At 44.3% G+C, this 19,931-nt stretch carries 15 protein-coding genes; 8 read left to right on the top strand and 7 right to left on the bottom strand.

Translation table 11 applies throughout. The features are described 5' to 3' along the window. Nucleotides 1–269: 269 nt before the first annotated feature. Nucleotides 270–1,418, bottom strand: a complete 1,149-nt coding sequence (locus BLS23_RS14715; RefSeq protein ID WP_089653705.1) for a S1C family serine protease — start codon at nucleotides 1,416–1,418, stop codon at nucleotides 270–272. A gap of 192 nt (nucleotides 1,419–1,610) precedes the next feature. Here BLS23_RS14715 and BLS23_RS14710 point away from each other — a divergent pair, with 192 nt between their 5' ends. From BLS23_RS14710 to BLS23_RS14700, 3 genes are all read left to right on the top strand, one after another. Further along, a complete protein-coding gene (locus BLS23_RS14710; protein ID WP_089653702.1) occupies nucleotides 1,611–2,297 on the top strand; it encodes a response regulator transcription factor in 687 nt (228 codons plus the stop codon). Next, nucleotides 2,294–3,625 (top strand): sensor histidine kinase, encoded by a 1,332-nt coding sequence (locus BLS23_RS14705; RefSeq protein ID WP_089653698.1) that lies wholly within the window; start codon nucleotides 2,294–2,296, stop codon nucleotides 3,623–3,625. The genes BLS23_RS14710 and BLS23_RS14705 overlap by 4 nt, the downstream gene beginning before the upstream one ends. A 64-nt stretch (nucleotides 3,626–3,689) precedes the next feature. Then, a complete protein-coding gene (locus tag BLS23_RS14700; protein WP_089653695.1) occupies nucleotides 3,690–4,211 on the top strand; it encodes an acyl-CoA thioesterase in 522 nt (173 codons plus the stop codon). 38 nt (nucleotides 4,212–4,249) lie between these two features. On the opposite strand, the gene BLS23_RS14695 is transcribed toward BLS23_RS14700, so the two are convergent. From BLS23_RS14695 to BLS23_RS14685, 3 genes are all read right to left on the bottom strand, one after another. After that, complete coding sequence (locus BLS23_RS14695) at nucleotides 4,250–4,972, bottom strand: ABC transporter ATP-binding protein (protein WP_089653692.1); 723 nt, start codon at nucleotides 4,970–4,972, stop codon at nucleotides 4,250–4,252. 1 nt (nucleotide 4,973) lies between these two features. Further along, nucleotides 4,974–6,584 (bottom strand): ABC transporter permease, encoded by a 1,611-nt coding sequence (locus tag BLS23_RS14690; protein ID WP_089653764.1) that lies wholly within the window; start codon nucleotides 6,582–6,584, stop codon nucleotides 4,974–4,976. A gap of 191 nt (nucleotides 6,585–6,775) precedes the next feature. Beyond that, on the bottom strand, nucleotides 6,776–7,888 hold the full coding sequence (locus BLS23_RS14685) for a Fe(3+) ABC transporter substrate-binding protein (protein ID WP_089653689.1): 1,113 nt from the start codon (nucleotides 7,886–7,888) through the stop codon (nucleotides 6,776–6,778). Nucleotides 7,889–8,744: 856 nt separating this feature from the next. Between BLS23_RS14685 and BLS23_RS14675 the strand changes: the two genes are divergently transcribed. The 3 genes from BLS23_RS14675 (at nucleotide 8,745) to BLS23_RS14665 (ending at nucleotide 13,742) form a co-directional block, all read left to right on the top strand. Beyond that, complete coding sequence (locus BLS23_RS14675; protein ID WP_089653683.1) at nucleotides 8,745–10,166, top strand: alanine/glycine:cation symporter family protein; 1,422 nt, start codon at nucleotides 8,745–8,747, stop codon at nucleotides 10,164–10,166. Nucleotides 10,167–10,467: 301 nt separating this feature from the next. Next, nucleotides 10,468–12,363: an ABC-F family ATP-binding cassette domain-containing protein gene (locus tag BLS23_RS14670; RefSeq protein ID WP_089653681.1), complete on the top strand. Its 1,896-nt coding sequence runs from the start codon at nucleotides 10,468–10,470 to the stop codon at nucleotides 12,361–12,363. A 131-nt stretch (nucleotides 12,364–12,494) separates the two neighbouring features. Beyond that, nucleotides 12,495–13,742: an aminopeptidase gene (locus tag BLS23_RS14665; RefSeq protein ID WP_089653678.1), complete on the top strand. Its 1,248-nt coding sequence runs from the start codon at nucleotides 12,495–12,497 to the stop codon at nucleotides 13,740–13,742. Nucleotides 13,743–13,783: 41 nt separating this feature from the next. Here BLS23_RS14665 and asnB read toward each other — a convergent pair whose 3' ends face one another. From asnB to BLS23_RS14650, 3 genes are all read right to left on the bottom strand, one after another. Continuing rightward, nucleotides 13,784–15,667, bottom strand: a complete 1,884-nt coding sequence (gene asnB / locus BLS23_RS14660; protein ID WP_089653675.1) for an asparagine synthase (glutamine-hydrolyzing) — start codon at nucleotides 15,665–15,667, stop codon at nucleotides 13,784–13,786. A gap of 109 nt (nucleotides 15,668–15,776) precedes the next feature. Continuing rightward, the gene (locus BLS23_RS14655; RefSeq protein WP_089653672.1) at nucleotides 15,777–16,934 is read right to left on the bottom strand and encodes a hypothetical protein; all 1,158 of its coding nucleotides are present in this window, start codon (nucleotides 16,932–16,934) and stop codon (nucleotides 15,777–15,779) included. Then, on the bottom strand, nucleotides 16,916–17,464 hold the full coding sequence (locus tag BLS23_RS14650) for a sigma-70 family RNA polymerase sigma factor (RefSeq protein ID WP_244157225.1): 549 nt from the start codon (nucleotides 17,462–17,464) through the stop codon (nucleotides 16,916–16,918). The genes BLS23_RS14655 and BLS23_RS14650 overlap by 19 nt, the downstream gene beginning before the upstream one ends. A 653-nt stretch (nucleotides 17,465–18,117) precedes the next feature. Between BLS23_RS14650 and BLS23_RS14640 the strand changes: the two genes are divergently transcribed. Next, nucleotides 18,118–19,596 carry a phytoene desaturase family protein gene (locus BLS23_RS14640; RefSeq protein ID WP_089653667.1) on the top strand — a complete coding sequence of 493 codons (1,479 nt, stop codon included), beginning with the start codon at nucleotides 18,118–18,120 and terminating at the stop codon, nucleotides 19,594–19,596. Between the two features lie 62 nt (nucleotides 19,597–19,658). Further along, the gene (locus BLS23_RS21810) at nucleotides 19,659–19,832 is read left to right on the top strand and encodes a hypothetical protein (RefSeq protein ID WP_167356094.1); all 174 of its coding nucleotides are present in this window, start codon (nucleotides 19,659–19,661) and stop codon (nucleotides 19,830–19,832) included. Nucleotides 19,833–19,931 lie beyond the last annotated feature (99 nt).

The raw sequence follows: 19,931 nt of genomic DNA, 5'->3' as shown, positions 1-19,931 counted from the left end.
AAACGAACCCCGAAAAGTCTCGAAATCGAGTCTTATACAATTCTGCCAGATAGTTGAATAGATTAAAAAGCCCTGCGCGTATTGCGCAGGGCTTTTTGAGAGAGGTTGTTTTGGTATTGGTTTTCCTTTGTAACACGAGAAAGGCTGAAGGGAATCCTTTGACCTAATAGCTATTGGAGGGGGGAGGTCATATCTATTGGGTGTTGAATCCCCATCAGCGTTTCCACTTTTCATTCTTTCTTCATCACGTATTCTTCATATCTGTTCAATTATTGAGAGGTTAGCGTGATTTGGACGGTGGTTGGTTTGCCGTCACGGTAAACTTCAAGCTCGGCTGTATCTCCGTCTTGTGCTTGGTTGTAGAGATACTGTCTCAAGCTGATGAGTGACTCGATTTCATTGCCGTCGATGGCGGTGATCACATCGTATTTTTCGAGTCCTGCTTCATCAGCAGGGGAGCCTTTTTCGACGCCTTGGACGAGGACGCCTTGAGTAACTTCTTCTGGCAACCCTAGTTCACGTTGTAACACAGGGTTAGGGATTTGGTTCAAGTCTTGCAGGGAAACCCCCATGTAAGGACGTTCAACTTCGCCGTTTGTCTCTAAATCTTCGATGACAGGTTTAGCAACATCCATAGGGATAGAGAATCCAATTCCTTCAACTTCTGCTTTTGCGATTTTCATAGAATTAATTCCAATGACTTCGCCTTGCAGATTGATGAGCGCACCTCCACTGTTACCTGGGTTGATGGCTGCATCGGTTTGAAGGACTTCGGTCTGCCAATCTGGCTGTTGATCACCGTTAATATCGACTGGAATATTACGGTTCAATCCACTGACAATGCCTTTCGTTACGGATCCTGCGAACTCCATGCCCAGCGGGTTACCGATGGCAATGGCTGTCTGCCCGACCTCTACGTCACTGGCTTTACCTAATTCAGCAACCTTTTGCACATGTTCGCTATCTATTTGTAAAACGGCCAGGTCTGTTAAAGGGTCACTACCTTTTAATTCGGCTTTCACTTTTGTTCCATCACTCAGAATGACTTCAAGTTCGGAAGCATTTTCGATGACGTGATGGTTGGTGGCAACAAAAGCTTTTCCGCCTTCTTCCTTATAAATGACCCCGGAACCTGTACCGGCTTTTTTAGCACCTTGTCCTGTATTCTGGACATTACTAATACCGACAACCGCTTCGGAAGCTTCATTGACTGCTTGAGTCACTTCCTCCTGGTTTTTCCCGAGATTCAGTTCATTGGCTTGTGCTGTAGGCTTTTCTGTATGGATATCTATCGAAATGCCCTGCCACTGAAAAACGGTGGTAACTAGAAAAACAGCTGCAATGGCTCCTAAAACACTGAAAGCTATACCGGAACGTTTGTATTGTTTCTTATCATTTCGCTTCTGTTCATCAAACATTAGAGAAACGACGCCCCTTTCAATAAGATTCGCTGTTGATCTTTGGTGTTTCCCTCTGACAATTTTTATTCTACGACAGAGTTATGGAATGACTTTGGTGTAATTGTGGAAAAAGTGTGTAATGTAGGAGTAATCCATAAAAATATGAGAGAATAAAGCAAACGCAGATGTGAATAGAGGAGGATACCATCTATGAATCAGATGATTGGACTTGTAGAAGATGATCCGAATATTCGAGATATTGTAGAAGGTTATTTAAATAAAGAAGGGTATCAGGTTATAGCTGTCGATACAGCAGAGAAGGCCTGGGATATTTTTCAGGAACAGACTCCTGACCTTTGGGTACTGGACATCATGCTTCCTGGAATGGATGGCTATGAGTTTTGTAAAAAAATCCGCCAGACTTCAGAAGTCCCGATTATTATTATTTCCGCCAAAGATGAAGAGGTCGATAAAATACTGGGTCTAGAACTGGGTGGGGACGATTATTTAACCAAACCTTTCAGTCCGAGGGAGTTAGTGGCAAGGGCTAAGCGCCACTTGAAGCGTTGGCAGGCGATGAAGCCGAGTGAAGTTGAAGAACAGGACACGATTGTAGCTGGTGAACTTGAATTGAATGATGCGGAGAGACAAGCCTACTTCCAAGGTGAAGAGATCGAAGTGACAACAAAGGAATTTGAAATGTTGAAGATCCTGGCTTCTCAAGAGAATCGGGCCTTTGCACGTGAAGAGCTGTTAATTAAAGTATGGGGAGAAGATTATTACGGAAGTGATCGTGCGGTCGACGACCTGATCAAACGATTACGTAAAAAGATGAAAGACCTGCCGATTGAAACGGTTTGGGGACACGGATATCGATTGAAGGAGAAGCGTACATGAAGCTTTTGTATCAGTTGAATGCCGCTTTTGCAACGTTAATCATCGTCATCATGTCCATCACCGCATTTTTTATCTACTCGTTACTCATGGACATGCTCATTCAGGATGAACAGCGACAGCTTGAGGGGAGAGCGGATCTTCTTGTGGACATTATCAATGATCAAGATCCTGAACGGAGCCCTGAACTTTCCCAACTATTGCAGGACAGAAATTATCCGATTTTATTATTCGATCGGGAAAATGACGAGATATTGTTCAGGACTATGCCGGCAGTCGTTGCATATGCCTGGGTGGAACGTTATGAAGAGGAACTCATCGATCAGGAAGTTTGGGAAACGATGGGGGAAAAATACGTGGCTTATGATTTTCCTGTGAGCAAAGACGGGAGTCAAGTGCTCGTTATGGCCACGCCACTTAATGACTTACAGGCGGTCCAGTCCGTTTTTGCTTCACGTATGATTGTTGTTTTCCTCATTGGTCTATTCCTTGCAATCGTTGTGAGTTATGTGTTGACCTGGCGTCTCGTGACCCCTCTTACAAAATTGAAAGAAGAAGTGAAAAAGATCGAAAAGCGTCAGTTTTCTGATGTAAAAAAAGTACACGCTTCTGGTGAAATTGGTGAAGTAGAGCAAAGCCTCAGGCACATGGCTGCAGAGCTCTCCAGGTACATACACTCCCAAAAGCAGTTCTTTCAAAATGCTTCCCATGAACTTAAAACGCCTTTAATGTCGATTCAAGGGTACGCCGAGGGGATCAGGGATGGAGTGTTCGAAGGAGAAGCGGCAGAAAAGGGTTTGAATGTGATGGTGAGTGAGACCGAGCGTTTGAAAAAGATCGTTAATGAAATGATTTTGCTCGCCAAGCTCGACAGCAGCGAAGACGTGTATAACCCTGAAGGAACGGAGATATCTGAAGTGATTAGTCAGGCGAGGGATCGGTTGTATCCACTGGCAAAGGAAAAAGGAATTGAACTGAGAACGGAAGATATTCATTCCTACTATACATTCGTTGACAGGGAAAGAGTGCTGCAGGCCATGATCAATATATTGAGCAATGCGGTCAGACATGCGGAGAGTTCAGTTACAATGACAACAGAGAAAGAGCAAGATCTGTATAGAGTAAAAGTGCTCGATGACGGACCTGGCATTCCAGAAGAACTTCTCCCTCAACTTTTCGAACGTTTTATTAAAGGAAAAGAAGGGGAAACAGGGCTTGGGCTTGCCATATCCAGAGCGATCGTTGAACGGAGTGGCGGGGAAATTCATGCCTACAACCGGAAAGGCACGCCGGGTGCAGTTTTTGAAATTGTATTCCGTGAAAAAGAGTGAGAAATACCAAACATGGTATAATAGAAGGCAGAGAACGATTCCATATGGAAGTGAGGAATACAGGATGGAAGCAAAACCTTGTATCGATTCATTAACAGTAAAAAGTTCACACGTTTTACCACCAGATACCAATAGTCATGGAACGTTGTTCGGTGGCAAATTAATGGCACATATTGATGATGTAGCAGCGATTGCAGCTGTCAGACATGCCAGAAAGCCGGTCGTGACGGCGTCTACAGATTCTGTCGATTTCCTGCAGCCGGTTTTTGAGGGAGACACCATTTGCCTCGAGGCATTCGTCACATGGACACATAATACGTCCATGGAAGTGTTCGTCAAAGCAACGACCGAGAACCTTTTGACTGGAGAAAGAAAGGTTTGTACGACCGCTTTCTTATCCATGGTAGCCGTGGATGAGAAGAATGAACCATCGCCGGTTCCAGGGGTGTACCCTGAATCAGACGAAGAAAAGTGGCTGCATGAGAACGCGCAGAAGCGCCATGAACACAGGAAAAACAGAAGGAAAGAATCCAAGGAGCTTGCTGAGAAGTTTGGTACTAGCCTTCCTTGGAAACGTGATTGCTAAAAAAGCTTGGCTGCCCTTATAGGTAGCCAAGCTTTTCTTTATTTGAGCCGAACGAGCTCTGGTTGACGTTGCTCTTCTTCAAGACGGGTCGTAGTACAAAGGGAATCCCAATCGTGGGCAGCTCCGTCTCTCATAGTAATAATACGATCTGCAATGGCTCTCGAGTCTTCTCGATCGTGAGTCACGAAAATAGAAGTCGTGCCTGTTTGTTTGATGATTTCTTTCAATTCACTTCTGATTTTGATTTGGAGGTCTGCATCCAAATTACTGAACGGTTCATCCAATAGAAGTAGGGAAGGCTCCGGTGCTAGGGAGCGGGCAAGAGCGATTCGCTGCTGCTGTCCACCACTTAATTCGTGGGGATATCTTTTTGCATAGCTGCTCATATTCACAAGTTCAAGCACTTCATGCACGCGATTCTTTCTTTCTTTTCTTTTCCAATTCTTTAATCCGAATTGAACATTTTCATAAACCGTCATATGAGGGAATAGAGCATAGTCCTGGAATACCATGCCAATGCCTCTTTTTTCAGGGAGGACAAACGTCCGTTCATCGGTCATCGTCTGGCTGCCGATTTTTATGGTTCCCTTGGAAGGTGTCTCAAGACCACACAAAAGGCGCAGCACGGTGCTTTTTCCACTGCCACTTTCACCAAGAATGGAGATGATCTCTCCTTGTTCGATATCGAGGTTGAAATGGTGGATCGTCAAATTCTTTGCGTTTTTATAACCGAAACAGAGATCTTTGATTTGAACGTACATATCAATTCGACTCCTTTTCTAAAACTTGATGGAAAACAAAAACGGCAATGGCACTGATGACAACGATGATGATGGAGGCAAGAGCCGCCTCATGAATCTGCTCGTCACTCGCGTACTTAAAGGCATTCGTCGATAGCGTTCCAAAGTTAAACGGACGCAAAATCAAGGTGAGAGGCAATTCTTTGATGATTTCGATAAAAGCAAGCAGAAACCCACTGATGAGCGGGGCTTTGATCATTTTCAAATCGACCTTGAAAAAGGTGCGTGTCATGTTCAAGCCGAGCATCCTTGAAGCTTCCGTGTACTTATTTCCGATTTTATCAAAACCTGATTCGATGGAATTGTATCCAATCGCAAGGAAGCGAATGATGTACGCAGAAATTAAGATGATCAAGCTCGTACTCAAGAATAGGCGGCTTTCCAAGCCGGTAGCCTCATAAAAACGTGAAAGACCACTATCTAAACCAATGAAAACGGTACTGATCCCGACCGCGATGACGGCTCCCGGAATGGAATACCCTAAGATCGTCACTTTTGCTGCGGATTTTGATAATGCGCTCTGATGCATTCTGGCAAAGTTACCAATAATTACAGCGAACAAGACGATCAATAAGGCACCAACGAAAGAGACAAGAAGTGAATTCCATATGAGTGTCGTAAATTCGGGTGACGCGATTTTTTCAAAAGTTAACAACATCCAGTCGACGAGTTGGACGAATGGGATAAGAAACCCTAATAAGAAAATAAACAAACAGTATCCAAAAGCTCCCCATGCCTTCCAACCTTGTAATCGAGTAGGGTGGAGAGGGCGAGCTTTAGCCGTTGTCGATGCATATTTTTTACGGCCGCGGAGCACTTTTTCTAAAGTAAGGATGGCAAAGACGATAAACATGAGGGTCGCCGATAATTTGATGGCTGAATTGAGATCATTCATCCCAAACCATGTTTGAAAAATCGCTGTACTGAAAGTCGGTACACCAAAATATTGGACAACCCCATAGTCATTCAATACTTCCAAGAGCACAAGGCTCACGCCTCCGACAATTGCCCCACGGGAAATAGGGAGGACCACCCTGAAAAAGATATCTACCGGAGAGCGGCCGAGGAGCCTGGCATTTTCAATGAGTGATGCGGACTGGTTAGCTAGAAAAGCTCTTGTGATTGTGTACACATATGGAAAGAGAAAGAGCGTAAATATAAAGACGGCCCCCGGCAGGTTTAGAATGTTGAAGTAGACTTGATCCACCTCAATGCCCCAGTTGTTTCTTAATGTCGTTTGAATGACGCCAGTATAGTTCAAGATTCCATTGTATGTGTAACCTGCAATGTAGGGGGGAATCGCCAGTGGTAAAATCAGCGCCCATTTAAAGAACTTTTTCATAGGAAAGTCATAAGCCGATACGATCCATGCTAAACTCGTGCCGATGATGATGGTTAATATCCCTGTGAAAACAATGAGCAAGCCGGTATTTTTTAATAGATCCGGCAAGATGTATTCCTGGATGTGATTCCAGTTTTCCGCTTTTTGAGTAAAGAAGTTGAATAGGATAGTCACGTTGGGAATGAGAATCAAGATGACAATCGCTAGACTGAGGATCGACCATATATTCATATATCCAGGAAGCTTACGTAACAAATTCAAGCGTGACACGTCCTTTATCCTACCAATCGCTCAGCCTTGAATGAAAAAAGCCGGTGAGCTTTCTTCATTCAAGGTTGAGTCCGCTTTAATGATAACAGTTCTCAACTGTTTTGTATAGAAAAAACCGCATCATGGGAGGCATGATGCGGTTAGAAGGCTTATTATTTCCAACCGACTTCATTCATGATTTGAATGGCACGGTCGTTGTTCTCACCAAGTTCATTCAGACGAATGTCCTGCTCTTTGAACTCACCCCAGCTTTGCAGAAGCTCAGAAGGCTCTACATTAGGGTTGACTGGGTATTCATAGTTCGCTTCAGCGAATTGTTTCTGTGCTTCCTCTTTGGAAAGGTACTCAATGAATTTCTGAGCGTTTTCCGTGTTTTGACTGCTCGCTGTCACACCTACGCCGCTGATATTAACGTGAGTACCAGTCGTGTCCTGGTTAGGGAACATGATTCCTAATTGCTCAGCAACTTTGACTTCTTCTTCGTCTTCAGAATTCAACATTTTTCCAAGGTAGTAAGTGTTCATAACGGCAACATCACCTTCACCGGCAGCCACAGCTTTCGCCTGGTCGCGGTCTCCACCTTGAGGGTCACGAGCCATGTTATCTACGATGCCCTGTGCCCATTCTTTCGCAGCTTCTTCACCTTCTGTTGCAATCATAGAAGCGACAAGGGACTGGTTGTAAATGTTAGAAGATGAACGAATTAAGACTTTGTCCTGGAATTCATCTTTTGTTAGGTCCATGTAAGTTTGAATGTCTTCTTCATTTACGCGTTCTTTGTGGTAAGCAATGACACGAGCACGTTTTGTCAATCCAAACCAATTGTTGTCTTCATCACGGAATTTTTCCGGAATGTTTTCACTTAGTACATCACTTTCAATGGGTTGCAAAAGGTCTTGGGATTTTGCGCGGTGCAGACGTCCAGCATCAGCTGTAATTAAAAGGTCGGCTTCAGAAGCTTCGCCTTCACGGTCAAGACGAGCAATCAATTCATCGTCTTTTCCTTCAATCACATTCACTTTAATACCTGTTTCTTCTTCGAACTTGTCGTAAAGCTCCTGGTCTGTGTCATAGTGGCGGCCAGTATATAGATTGACCTCTCCGCCAGTTTCTTCTGACGCATTTTCTTCGCTATTTTCTTCTGTGTTTGTTGTTTCTTCTTCATTTGAGTCTGTTGCTTCTTCCTGATCGTCTCCGCCGCAAGCAGCGAGCACGAACATAGAAAGGATAAGGATGAAGCTCATTAAAAACCATTTGTTTCTCATGTTCTTTCCACCTCTTATGTAAAAATTTTATTAATCATTGATAATGATTTTCATTCCAGATTCAATTCTAATAGATTGAGCAAAGAAGTCAAGCGAATATTGAGAATTTTTTTCATTTAGACTATTAGGTGGTTTTAATACTCTATTAAACTATATGGCAGAATTGTGGAAGACTCAGTTTCGAGACTTTTCGGGGTTCGTTTGTCGTGTGGAGCGTCAGGGGTGGTTGGGAAGCTACTCGCTTTCCTGCGGGGATGACGGCAAGCCTCCTCGTGCTTCGCACTGTGGGGTCTCGCCAGTCAATCCATTCCCGCGGGAGTCTCGCAGCTTCCCAACCACCCCATTCCATGAAGGTGAGAAACGAACCCCTTTCCTGTGGGAGGGTGCCTTCCAATATCCTGGTGTTATAAGCATAAAGCGCTCTATAACAAGCTTTTCGTATCCAGAATAGCATCCTTAGGAGTTCCTTCCCCTCCAATTACCATGTGCATAAAAGCAGCTTATTCTGGAAGTGGTTTCGAGACACTTATATGGCAAAGGGGCGGAGGGAAACGGTGAGACTCCTATGGGACGTGTGGGACAGGTGAGACCCCGGAAGGCGTAGCCTGAGGAGGATCACCGCCCGCCCCATGGAAAGCGAACCTTTTCCCGCAGCCCCTAAACTCACACAAAAGTCTCGAAACTGAGTCTTCCAGAAAAGGGAGCTTCAGTGGAATGATGGGTTGTATGATATAGGAAGTAGAGGGTGGGGAACATATATGGTAAAATAGTTGAGTTCTTGTAGTTGTGTGTTTGTTTGTAAGCGATTATGGGAAATGACTTAAAATGGAAAATAATACTTAGAGAGGTGAAGGTTATGGTGGAAGATATACTTACTTTTCTGAACGACTGGATGTGGGGGACCATTCTTGTTGCCGCCTTGCTCGGTTTAGGATTATGGTTTTCGATCAAACTGAACTTTGCCCAGTTTACATACATACCAGAAATGTTTCGTGTTCTCTTTGATAAGCGATCCATTTCTGCTGAGGGCAAAAAAGGAACTTCTCCGTTCCAGGCTTTTGCCATTAGTACCGCTTCACGTGTCGGTACGGGAAACTTGGCAGGGGTTGCCGCTGCGATTACGGTCGGTGGTCCCGGCGCCGTTTTCTGGATGTGGATTGTAGCTATTCTTGGAGGAGCGTCAAGCTTTATTGAGAGTACTCTTGCACAAATCTACAAAGTTCCTGAAAAAAATCAGTATCGAGGTGGCCCTGCCTATTATATTGAAAAAGGGTTGAAGAACAGAGGGCTTGGTATTGTTTTTGCGATAACCATTACGTTTACGTACGGGTTAGTTTTCAGCTCCGTGCAATCCAATACGATTCGTCTAGCTTTTGAGAATTCCTTTAATATGGACAAATGGCTTCTTGGAGGAATTCTTACCTTTATTGTTGCTCTTATTATATTTGGTGGTTTAAAACGAATTGCTCAAGTGACTCAGTTTATCATTCCGATTATGGCTATTTTCTATATCATCCTTGCTGCATACGTTCTAGTTGTGAATATCGGACAGGTGCCAACGATGTTCGGGCAAATTTTCGCTGGTGCTTTCGGTTTTCGTGAAGTGGCTGGGGGTACGTTTGGTGGTATGATTTTAATTGGAATCAAACGTGGATTGTTCTCCAACGAAGCAGGTATGGGTAGTGCGCCAAACGCAGCCGCTACATCTGAAGTTACGCACCCTGTCAAACAAGGTTTGATTCAGACATTGGGTGTATTCACCGATACCTTACTTATTTGTAGTGCCACTGCCGTCATCATTCTATTTGCCGGAGATTATGTAGGCACAGACCTTGATGGAATTCAACTGACCCAGGAAGCGTTTGAATCTGAACTCGGTGCATGGGCGGCTAATTTTATTGCTGTAGCGATCTTCCTTTTCGCATTCAGTTCGATCATCGGAAACTATTACTATGGGGAGACGAACATAGAATTCATCAAAACGAGCAAATCAGCCATCTTTATTTACCGAGTGGCTGTGCTGCTTATGGTCATGTTCGGTGCGATTGCGGAGTTTGGTCTTGTATGGTCACTAGCTGACTTGACGATGGGGATCATGGCGTTGATTAACTTGTATGCTATTTTCCGATTGTCATCTGTAGCTTATGCTGCATTGAAAGATTATCGTAAGCAAAAGAAAGCAGGAAAAGATCCGGTCTTTTATCAAGATCATCTCCCGGGTGTCGACGGGATGGAATACTGGAGAAGAGATCAATCCTCGGAGAAAGAACAAGGATAACAAACATAAACAGCCTCAGGATTTCGTTCCAGAGGCTGTTTTTCTTATGGCGTGGACGGGCATCCATTTATAGGATGCCCGTCCGCGCCAAACGAGGTCCGAATCGCGCCAAACGAGGTCCGAATCGCGCCAAACGAGGTCCGAATCGCGCCAAACGAGGTCCGAATCGCGCCAAACGAGGTCCGAATCGCGCCAAACGAGGTCCGAATCGCGCCAAACGAGGTCCGAATCGCTACATCAGTCTTCACACTTGCATATGTGATATGATGGACAGAGATATTCAGTAAAAGGAATGAGCGGAATGAGTTTACTATCAGTCAATCAATTGAGTAAAAGTTATGGAGATAAAGATCTCTTCGACGACCTCACTTTCACGATATCCAATCAACAACGGATCGGCCTGATTGGAGTGAATGGTACAGGGAAATCCACACTTATGAAAATTCTCGCAGGCTTAGAGAGTGGAGATTCAGGGGATATGGATCACGCGAAGGACTTCACGGTGGAATATTTGCCGCAGGAACCGGAATTAGATGAGAGCAATACAGTTCTTGAGCAAATCTATCACGGTGATGCGGAGATTATGGTTGTCATGAGAGCCTATGAAAAAGTTCTATTAGACTTAGCAGCTCATCCGGAGGATCCACAAGTCCAGGAACGTATGCTGGACCTTCAGCAAAAGATGGATGAAAAAGGGGCCTGGGAAGCTAACACGGTGGCCAAAACGGTTCTATCCAAGTTGGGGATCGAGTTTTTCGATAAGAAGATCAGCGAACTTTCTGGAGGACAGAAAAAAAGGATTGCCATTGCGAAAGCCCTGATCCAGCCGGCTGACTTGCTGTTGCTGGATGAGCCTACGAACCATCTTGATAATGAAACCATTGAGTGGCTGGAAGAGTATTTAGCTTCCTATAGAGGATCACTCATCGTCGTCACGCACGATAGATACTTTTTGAATCGTGTGACGAATTTGATTTATGAACTAGACAAGAGTCGCTTGTATATTTATGAGGGAAACTATGAAACATTCCTCGAAAAAAAAGCGGAAAGAGAAGAATGGGAGCGTCAGGCTGAACAAAAGCACCAAAACACGCTACGTAGAGAGCTGGCCTGGTTGAAAGCTGGTGTGAAAGCGAGAACGACGAAACAAAAAGCTCGTAAACAACGCGTGGAAGCTATGAAGGAAGAAACCTTTGATACGAAGAAGGAAAATGTGGATATGGCGATCGGTTCTACGCGATTAGGAAACCAGGTCATAGAGTTAGAGGGAATCACGCACAGTTTTGGAGATCAACCGCTCATCGATGATTTAGATTACCTTGTCGTGCCGGGAGAAAGACTCGGAATCATTGGCCCGAATGGATCAGGCAAAACAACGTTGCTGAACATCATGGCTGAACGCATTCAACCGAAAACCGGAAGTGTCCACATCGGTTCGACCGTTAAAATAGGCTATTACACACAGGACCATGGAGAGCTTGATGAAAGTCTGAAAGTCATTGAATATATCAAAGAAGTAGCGGAAGTCATTACGACAGCCGAGGGGGATGAAATTACAGCAGAACAGATGCTTGAGCGTTTCTTATTCCCGCGGCCGCAGCAGTGGACGTATATTAAGCGTCTTTCTGGAGGAGAACGCCGCCGTTTGTATTTGCTTAGGGTTCTGATGAGCGAACCGAATGTTCTTTTCTTAGACGAACCGACCAACGACCTGGATACGGAGACGCTGAGTGTGCTTGAGGACTACTTGGAACAGTTCCCAGGTGTCGTCATCACTGTTTCACACGACCGTTATTTCTTGGATCGTGTGGTTGATCGTCTGTTAGCTTTTGAAGAAGATGGAGATATCCGGAAGTTTTACGGCAATTACACGGAATATCTTGAGAAAAGAAAAGATGAGAAGAAAGTGGAACAGGTAAACAAGAAGCCTTCCACTCAGGAAGATACACGCCGTGCGAATCGAAAACGTAAGTTATCCTATCGAGAGAAGCAGGAATGGGAGACGATTGAAGACGAAATCTCCGCTTTGGAGGAGAGGGTTGAGCTTCTTGATGAGCAGCTCGCGGCAGAAGCGACGAACTACGATCGTGTCCAGGAACTTTCAAAGGAAAAAGATGAAGCCGAATCCGAATTGGAAGCCAAGATGGAGCGGTGGGAAGAGCTTTCCTTGATTATTGAAGGAGTAGAGGAAGAATGACTGAGTGGAGAGTGGAGAACCGTTGTTTTCCGCTCTCTTTTTTTATAATGAGGATTGGCTTATTTTTGTAGTTCCGTGCGTTTTATGGAATAATGAATACGGATACAAGCATTGACAGGAGGAATGTAATCATGAAAATGCCAAGCAAAGAAAACTTGGAAAAATATGCAGAATTAGCCTTACGTACAGGTGTCAGTTTGCAAAAGGATCAATTGCTGATGATTAACTCCACGATTGCTGGAGCGGACTTTACACGCATCGTCGCAAGAAAAGCTTTCGAAATGGGAGCGAAAGATGTACATATTAACTGGGGTGACGATGAACTGACGCGCATGAAATATGAACATGCTGATCAGGAAACGTTATCGGACGTTCCAGAATGGCAGAAACAGCAGTACACTTACTTTGCTGAGCAGGGAGCGGCGATCCTTTCAATTCGCTCTACAGACCCTGATCTTTTGAAAGGCATTGATGCAAGCAAAGTCGCAGCTGCTACCAAAGCGAGATCAGAAGCGATGTCCAAGTTCCGTGATTATACGATGAATGATCGTATTCAATGGTCGATTGTCAGTATCCCTATTCCTAAGTGGGCACAAAAGATCTTCCCTGGAGAAGAGGAAGATACAGCGGTTGAGAAGCTTTGGGAGCAGATCTTCAGCATTGTCCGCGTCGATCGTGAGGACCCGGTAGCTGCATGGGAAGAGCATAACCAAACATTGATCAAAGCTCGTGAATACTTGAATAAGAAACAGTACCAGAAGTTGATTTACAAAGCTCCAGGTACGGACCTCGAAGTAGCTCTGCCTGAAGGACACATTTGGAAGGGTGGACCTTCGAAGACGGTTGAAGGAAAGGTGCAATTCAACCCGAACATGCCGACAGAAGAAGTGTTCACAGCTCCTCATAAATATGGAGTAGATGGAAAAGTTTCCAGCACGAAACCGCTGAATTATGGTGGAAACGTCATCGACAATTTCACCTTGACGTTTAAAGAGGGGAAAGTTGTTGACTTCACAGCGGAAGAAGGCGAAGAGACACTCAAGCACCTTCTGGAAACAGACGAAGGTTCACGTAGACTTGGAGAACTGGCGCTTGTGCCGCATGAGTCCCCGATTTCTCAATCTGGTCTGATTTTCTATAACACGCTTTATGATGAGAACGCTTCTTGTCACCTTGCCCTCGGAAAAGCTTACCCGAATAACATGACAGGCGGGTCAGATATGAGCGCAGAAGAACTTGATCAACATGGTGTGAATGACAGTTTATCCCACGTTGATTTCATGATGGGATCCGGTGAGCTTGATATTGATGGTGTACTTGCGGACGGGACGACAGAATCCGTCATGCGTAAAGGAAGCTGGGCCATTACATTTGAATAAATAAACGAAAACCGGCAGCGTCTAAAAAGCTGCCGGTTTTGTTATGCATAAGCGAGATGGTTTTCTTCTTCTTGAAGATGTACCTCTTTTCCAAAATAGACTTCATACCATTGAATAAACACATAGACGGTCCAAATATAACGATGATGATTTCCTTTCCCCTCATAATGTTCGTCCAAGTACTGGACTAATGAATCGGTGTGGAAAAATTCCTGAGCTGTTTCAGACGTTAAAGATGCTTTCACCAAGTCATAGTATTTTTTCTGTTTCAGCCAATCGCGGATAGGAACTGGAAAACCGACTTTTTTACGGTTCGCCCATTCTTCAGGGAGCACAGCCTTAGCTGCTTCTCTCAGTGCATATTTTGTGTCCTTGCCATTGGCTCTTAAAGAAGGAGCGAGGGAGGACGCGACATCCATTACTTTTGCATCCAAAAAGGGGACGCGTAACTCAAGAGAGTGAGCGGAACTCATTTTATCAGCTTTCTGAAGGATATCCCCTGGAAGCCAATGATGAAGATCTGCGTATTGCATCTTCGTCGAATCATTCGCTCCGGAAACTTTGGCATAGGTGTCTGATAAAAGGTCTGCTGGTTTACGATTCTGCCGGTAAGCGGGTTTAAGGACTTCGTGAGCGTCCTCAGGGCGGAAGACTTTCGCATGTCCGATAAATTTTTCTTCAATCTTCTCTCCGCCACTCCTCAAAAAGGTGGTGATCCTATTTTTAGGAAGCTTAGAAGAAACAATGGCAATGGATTGGCGAATCGCAAACGGCACTTTTTCATAAATCTTCTGTTCAGGGCTGATCTTATACCAATCATATCCTCCGAAAAGTTCATCGGCTCCTTCTCCTGAGAGAACGACCGTTACATGTTCTTTAGCCAATTCACTTAAGAAGAAAAGAGGGACGGAAGACAAGTTCGCATGAGGTTCATCCATATGATATTGAATGGTCGGAACCGCCTGGAAAAAATCATCCGCTGAAATTAACCGTTTATAGTTTTTGACTGCTATTTTTTGTGATAACTCTTCAGCGAGTGTCGTTTCATTAAACATGCCTTCATAATCTTCAAAGCCGATCGAGAACGTTTTATTCGGTTTTAGTAAACTCGTCACATAGCTTGAATCAATGCCTCCTGAAAGGAAGGATCCTACTTCCACATCACTGATTTTGTGATGACGGATGGAATCATCCATCGCTTCCTGGATTTTCTCAATGGCTTCGTTTAAATCCGTTGTCTGCTCAGAATAAGAAGGCTCCCAGTAGGGTCTTATTTCAAAATCATTCCCATCATGGATCATATAGTGGCCGGGAGGAAGTTTGTAAACGCCTTTGAAAAATGTTTCCTCCATAGCCGAATATTGAAAGGTGAGATAAGGTTGCAGTGCTTCCTCATTGAAGGACTTGCAATATTGAGGGTGAGCAAGAAACGATTTGATTTCAGACCCAAATAAGAAGGATCCGTCTGTCGTTTCCTGTGTATAATAAAGCGGTTTGATCCCGAATGAGTCTCTGGCAATGAAGAGTTGTTTTTCAACTTTGTCCCATATGGAAAAAGCGAACATCCCCCGTAACTTCTGCAAAATATCCGTGCCGTATTGCTCGTATCCATGAAGGACAACTTCACTATCCGCCTGGCTATGAAACGTGTGCCCCTGTAGAAGTAAATCTTCTCTTAAGTTTTGAAAGTTATAGATTTCTCCATTGAATACCATCACATACCGTTCATTTTCACTACACATCGGTTGATTACCATTTTCAGAAACATCGATAATCGTCAGTCTCTGAAAACCTAAACTGATTTCTCTGTTTGTGTATGAACCTTGGTTGTCTGGTCCGCGGTGATGAATTTTTCCCATCATGTCCTGGATGAGAGCATGATTCTCAATGCCATTTTTATTGAAAATTCCAACAATTCCACACATGGAAATTCCTCCTTTTTAAAATCCTATACCTCATATAAGTAGGGAAGGGGATTGAAGCTCGCCTCCGGTCGGAAGCAGTTCCCCGTACCCTATTATGTTTTTCTGTTTACTACCACCGAACGTCCATACCTTCAAATTGTAAATCTTCGTAATTAGGAACAACGGCAGGATCGACCCTGACGATATTCAAAGATTTCAGCTCAAGAATGTCTTCGGCCGTTCCTCTAAATGAGGAATTAATTAAATTCAAGTACGTGATGGTTTGCAGCCCTTCTTTGACACGACTCAAATCGTCGACGGTAGGACCGATGAAGGTTGCTTGATCCAAATAAGGAACTTCTTTTAATAACTCCCCTGGAATGATGGCTTGATTTAGCTTCAGCACGAAGAGCGACTGCATCGCTTTAAAATATTCAATATCTTCGTCTACTTCATAGATGCCGCTCAAATGGGAGGCGTTAATCGTCAATTCTTCTAAGTACAATAGGTCACGCTTGGTGATGTTATCGGGCTCTTTACCTACGGACCTTGCGATAGACCGAAGGATTAGGTCGTCCATAACCACAGGTTCATTCGGATTTTTAACCTTGATGAATTTTCCATGATATGCGCTTCTGCTGTAGTTCTCTTCGATCAAATCTCCTTCCTCAGAAAGGTAAAGAAGTGTGGCTTCTCGTAACAAATTGTGGCTTTCTGATTCTATCCAGTCGAGTTTTAAAGAAATCTCCACATCCCCGCGCTTGAAGTCGTCTTTTGTTGGAGGCATTGGACCAATATACGCGGAGGAATCTCCGGTTTCATTGTGGCGGTCGAATACATAATAACTTTCAAGCAAATGATATTCGTTTCCGTTTTCTGTTTTTGTAGATTGTTCGAACTCAACCTCGACCCCATGGAATCGGTCAATGGCGACTTTAACCTTACTTTTGCTCGGTATAGAAGTAATGACTTCCTTGAGCTTTTCAACCTTTACATGGGTAGGTTCTTCTGGATCCGGATCAGGTGCAGGAGGCGTTTCTTCTACTGGTTCTTTTTCTTCTTGCGTCGGTGAAGAAGGTTGCTCAAACCAGTCCGTTTTTATAAAGGTATAAAAGGGTCCGCTTAAAACAAAGAAAGCAAGAAGGACCGTAACAATTTTCGGAGCAGCAGGGAACCGTTGCCGTCGGTTCGGCTTGTTTTTATAAAAGCGCTCTTTATCTTTATCTGTGAATAAAGGATCCTCGCCAATTTGACGGTTGATGGCTTCTTTTATTTGTTGATGATCCACGGGTCTATCCCTCCTTCATCTGCCTTTTCTCTAAGCAGTTGACGTGCACGCTGCATCCTTGTTTTGATCGTGCTTAAAGGTGTGCCGGTCGCTTCAGCAATCTGTTTCTGCGTCATATCTTGCTGGAAAGTCAGAATCATGACTTCCCGGTATTTGATAGGGAGATGAAGGATGGCTTCCGCTATTTCATCCCACTGTTCCTTTTGTACGACTTTTTGCTCCGTGTAGTTCGGGTCTTTTTGCTCGCGCCATTTATCTGTAGCGATTTTGATGCGGTGAATAGGGGAACGTAAATAGTCTTTGCATCGGTTGATGGCGATTCTCATCGCCCATGTCTTCAATTGGGAATCTCCGTTGAACCTGTCCCACTTCCGATAAATCTGCAGGAGAACATCCTGAAAGATATCGTCTGTGGTATGGTGATTTTTCACATATGTAAAAATGGTTCGTTTCAACGATTCTCCGTATTGGTCCATTATGTACTCAACCGCTTCCTCGCGTGTGTAATGAGTTTGTGTATGTCCGGACACCAGGCTTTCCTCTCCTTTCCTCTTCCTTAGACGAGTGTCTCATCCAAAAGGTCTGCAAAAATACAAATTTCTTCAATAAATCCATAAACTTTCTCCACTAAAGCTCCCGATTGTAGAAGACTCAGTTTCGAGACTTTTGGTGTGTGGATGGGGGCTGCGGGGAATGGCTCGCTTTCCGCGGGAGCGCGGTGAGCCTCCTCGGACTGCGTCCTGTGGGGTCTCACCAAGCACTTTTTTCCCGCAGGAGTCTCGCCATTCCCCTCCGCCCACTTGCCGGAAGAGATTCTCGAAACTACCTTCCAGTAATAGGAGCTTTTATGGTTAATAATCCTATTTCGACGCAGTTTAAGCAGGGTTACACAACACAACTAGGCAGTTTACTATAAGAGGGGTTTCGAGAACCTCATTTGGTATAGGGGCGGAGGGAAACGGTGAGACTCCTGTGGGAAATGCGTGGTAGATGAGACCCCGCAGAGCGTTAGCTCGAGGAGGCTCATCACTCGCCCACGGAAAGCGAACCTTTTCCCGCAGCCCCTAGAATCACATAAAAGTCTCGAAACTGAGTCTTCCACAATACTGCCATATACTTCAAGAACATTCGTTACGCCTAAAAAGGGGGAGATGGGGGAAAAGAAGAGGAGGGAGGTGAGCGGATGATTTATGATGTTGGAGTTGTAGGTGCAGGCTTTGGTGGGCTGGCAGCTGCAGCTACACTCGCCAAAAAAGGAATGAAAGTTGCTGTCTTTGAAGCCTCCAATGAACTCGGGGGTAGCGCAGGCAAATTCGAACGAAACGGCTACCGTTTTCAGTCAGGGGCAACCCTTGGAATGGGATTTGAAGAGGGAGGGGTTCTCCATCGACTCTTCGATCAGTTAAACATCGATCCTCCTGCCATGACGTTATTGGATACGATCATGGATATTCACATGCCGGATCGCACCATTCACTATTTTCGTGAGCGAAGCCGCTGGTATGAAGAGATTCAACGAGTCTTCCCAACCCAATCTTCCGCTATACAGTCGTTCTATGATGAAGTATATAGGGTGGGAGCGATAGTCGATCAGTTAACAGAAGATCTTCCTGTATTTCCACCACGAACCTTAAAAGATTTCATGCATTTGGTACCTTTCGTGAACAAAGATGCTATGAAACTTCTCCCATTCATGAACCAGACGGTAGAAGATCGTTTGAAAAAGTATAGCCTTCATAACCATCGTCTTTTCCGCGTGTTTTTGAATGGTGAGTTGATGGATAGCGTACAAACAAGCGTTGAATATTGCCCTGCGTTTTTGGGTTATGCTGCGTTACAAACCTTCCATAAAGGCGCTTATGCTGTACATGGAGGTCTTGCAGCGGTTGCCGAACGTTTGGCATCTTTCATTAAGCATTCAGGGAGCGACCTTTATATGCGTCATCCGATTCATAAAGTAGAGAAAAGCGGCCAACATTTTGAATTTCATACGAAACGTGATCGAGTATTTCGAGCGCAAAAGGCACTGTTGAACAATTCTGTTCACAACTTCCATGATACGGTATCAAAGGAGATGGGTGAACAGTCCTATGTTAAAGCGTTAAAAGAAGAAAAAAGAGATTCATGGGGAGCGTTTATCATTCATGGAGGTGTGGAAGGGGCGGTTTTTGAGGGAGAAGACGCCATGTATCATCAGTTTATTGATCCGCAAAAACCGGACGACCTCCATGATGGGGGACAGTTTTTAATGTCATTATCTGACCCTCGAGATTCGTCGATGGCACCTGTCGGAAAGCGCTCATTGACGATTTCTACTCACACATCCATTTCACCCTGGTGGAATTCGGAAAAATATGAAGCGGATAAGGAACAAATGAAGAATCGACTCCTGGATACGGTGGATTTTTACTTCCCGAGTTTTAAGGAAAAGTTAGACATTGTTCTTCCAGGGACTCCGATTACTTTTCAAAAGTGGTTGAGAAGGAAAAATGGAAAAGTGGGTGGATACGCGCCAACGGGAAAATACAGCTGGCTCAACAGTTATTCCATTCGCACCGGGATTCCGGACGTTTATCAGTGCGGGGATACGGTTTTCCCAGGAGCTGGAACGCTTGGGGTGACATTGTCTGGAATGACCGCTGCAAAGGAAATGACAAGATGATTAACGAAAAGCGAATAGGGAATAAGAAAAGAAAAGGTGAAAGAAAAAGGAGATGAACTTGTATGTATAACGATGGAAGTAATGAAATGCCGGGATTTCAAACAAATCCGAATAACTATGATGAGTGCCAGCGTTGTGGCAAACCGCTTCAGATCAAAGAAGAGCGAGAAATTAATCTTTGTAAGGAATGTCAGAACATACAGGAAGATCATAAGGTAGAGTCCACAGAAGATTAAAGAGAAGCGATCTCTTGCTAGGGATCGCTTTTTTTATGCCGTTCTTCTCAAAAATCATTTCTCTAAAGGATAAAGGAAATATCTTTACACCATAATAAA

The organism is Halobacillus aidingensis, from assembly GCF_900104185.1.
GTDB classification, from domain to species: Bacteria; Bacillota; Bacilli; order Bacillales; family Halobacillaceae; genus Halobacillus; species Halobacillus aidingensis.
Note: the sequence above shows the minus strand (reverse complement) of the source record. Positions and strands in the feature narration are given on the sequence as shown.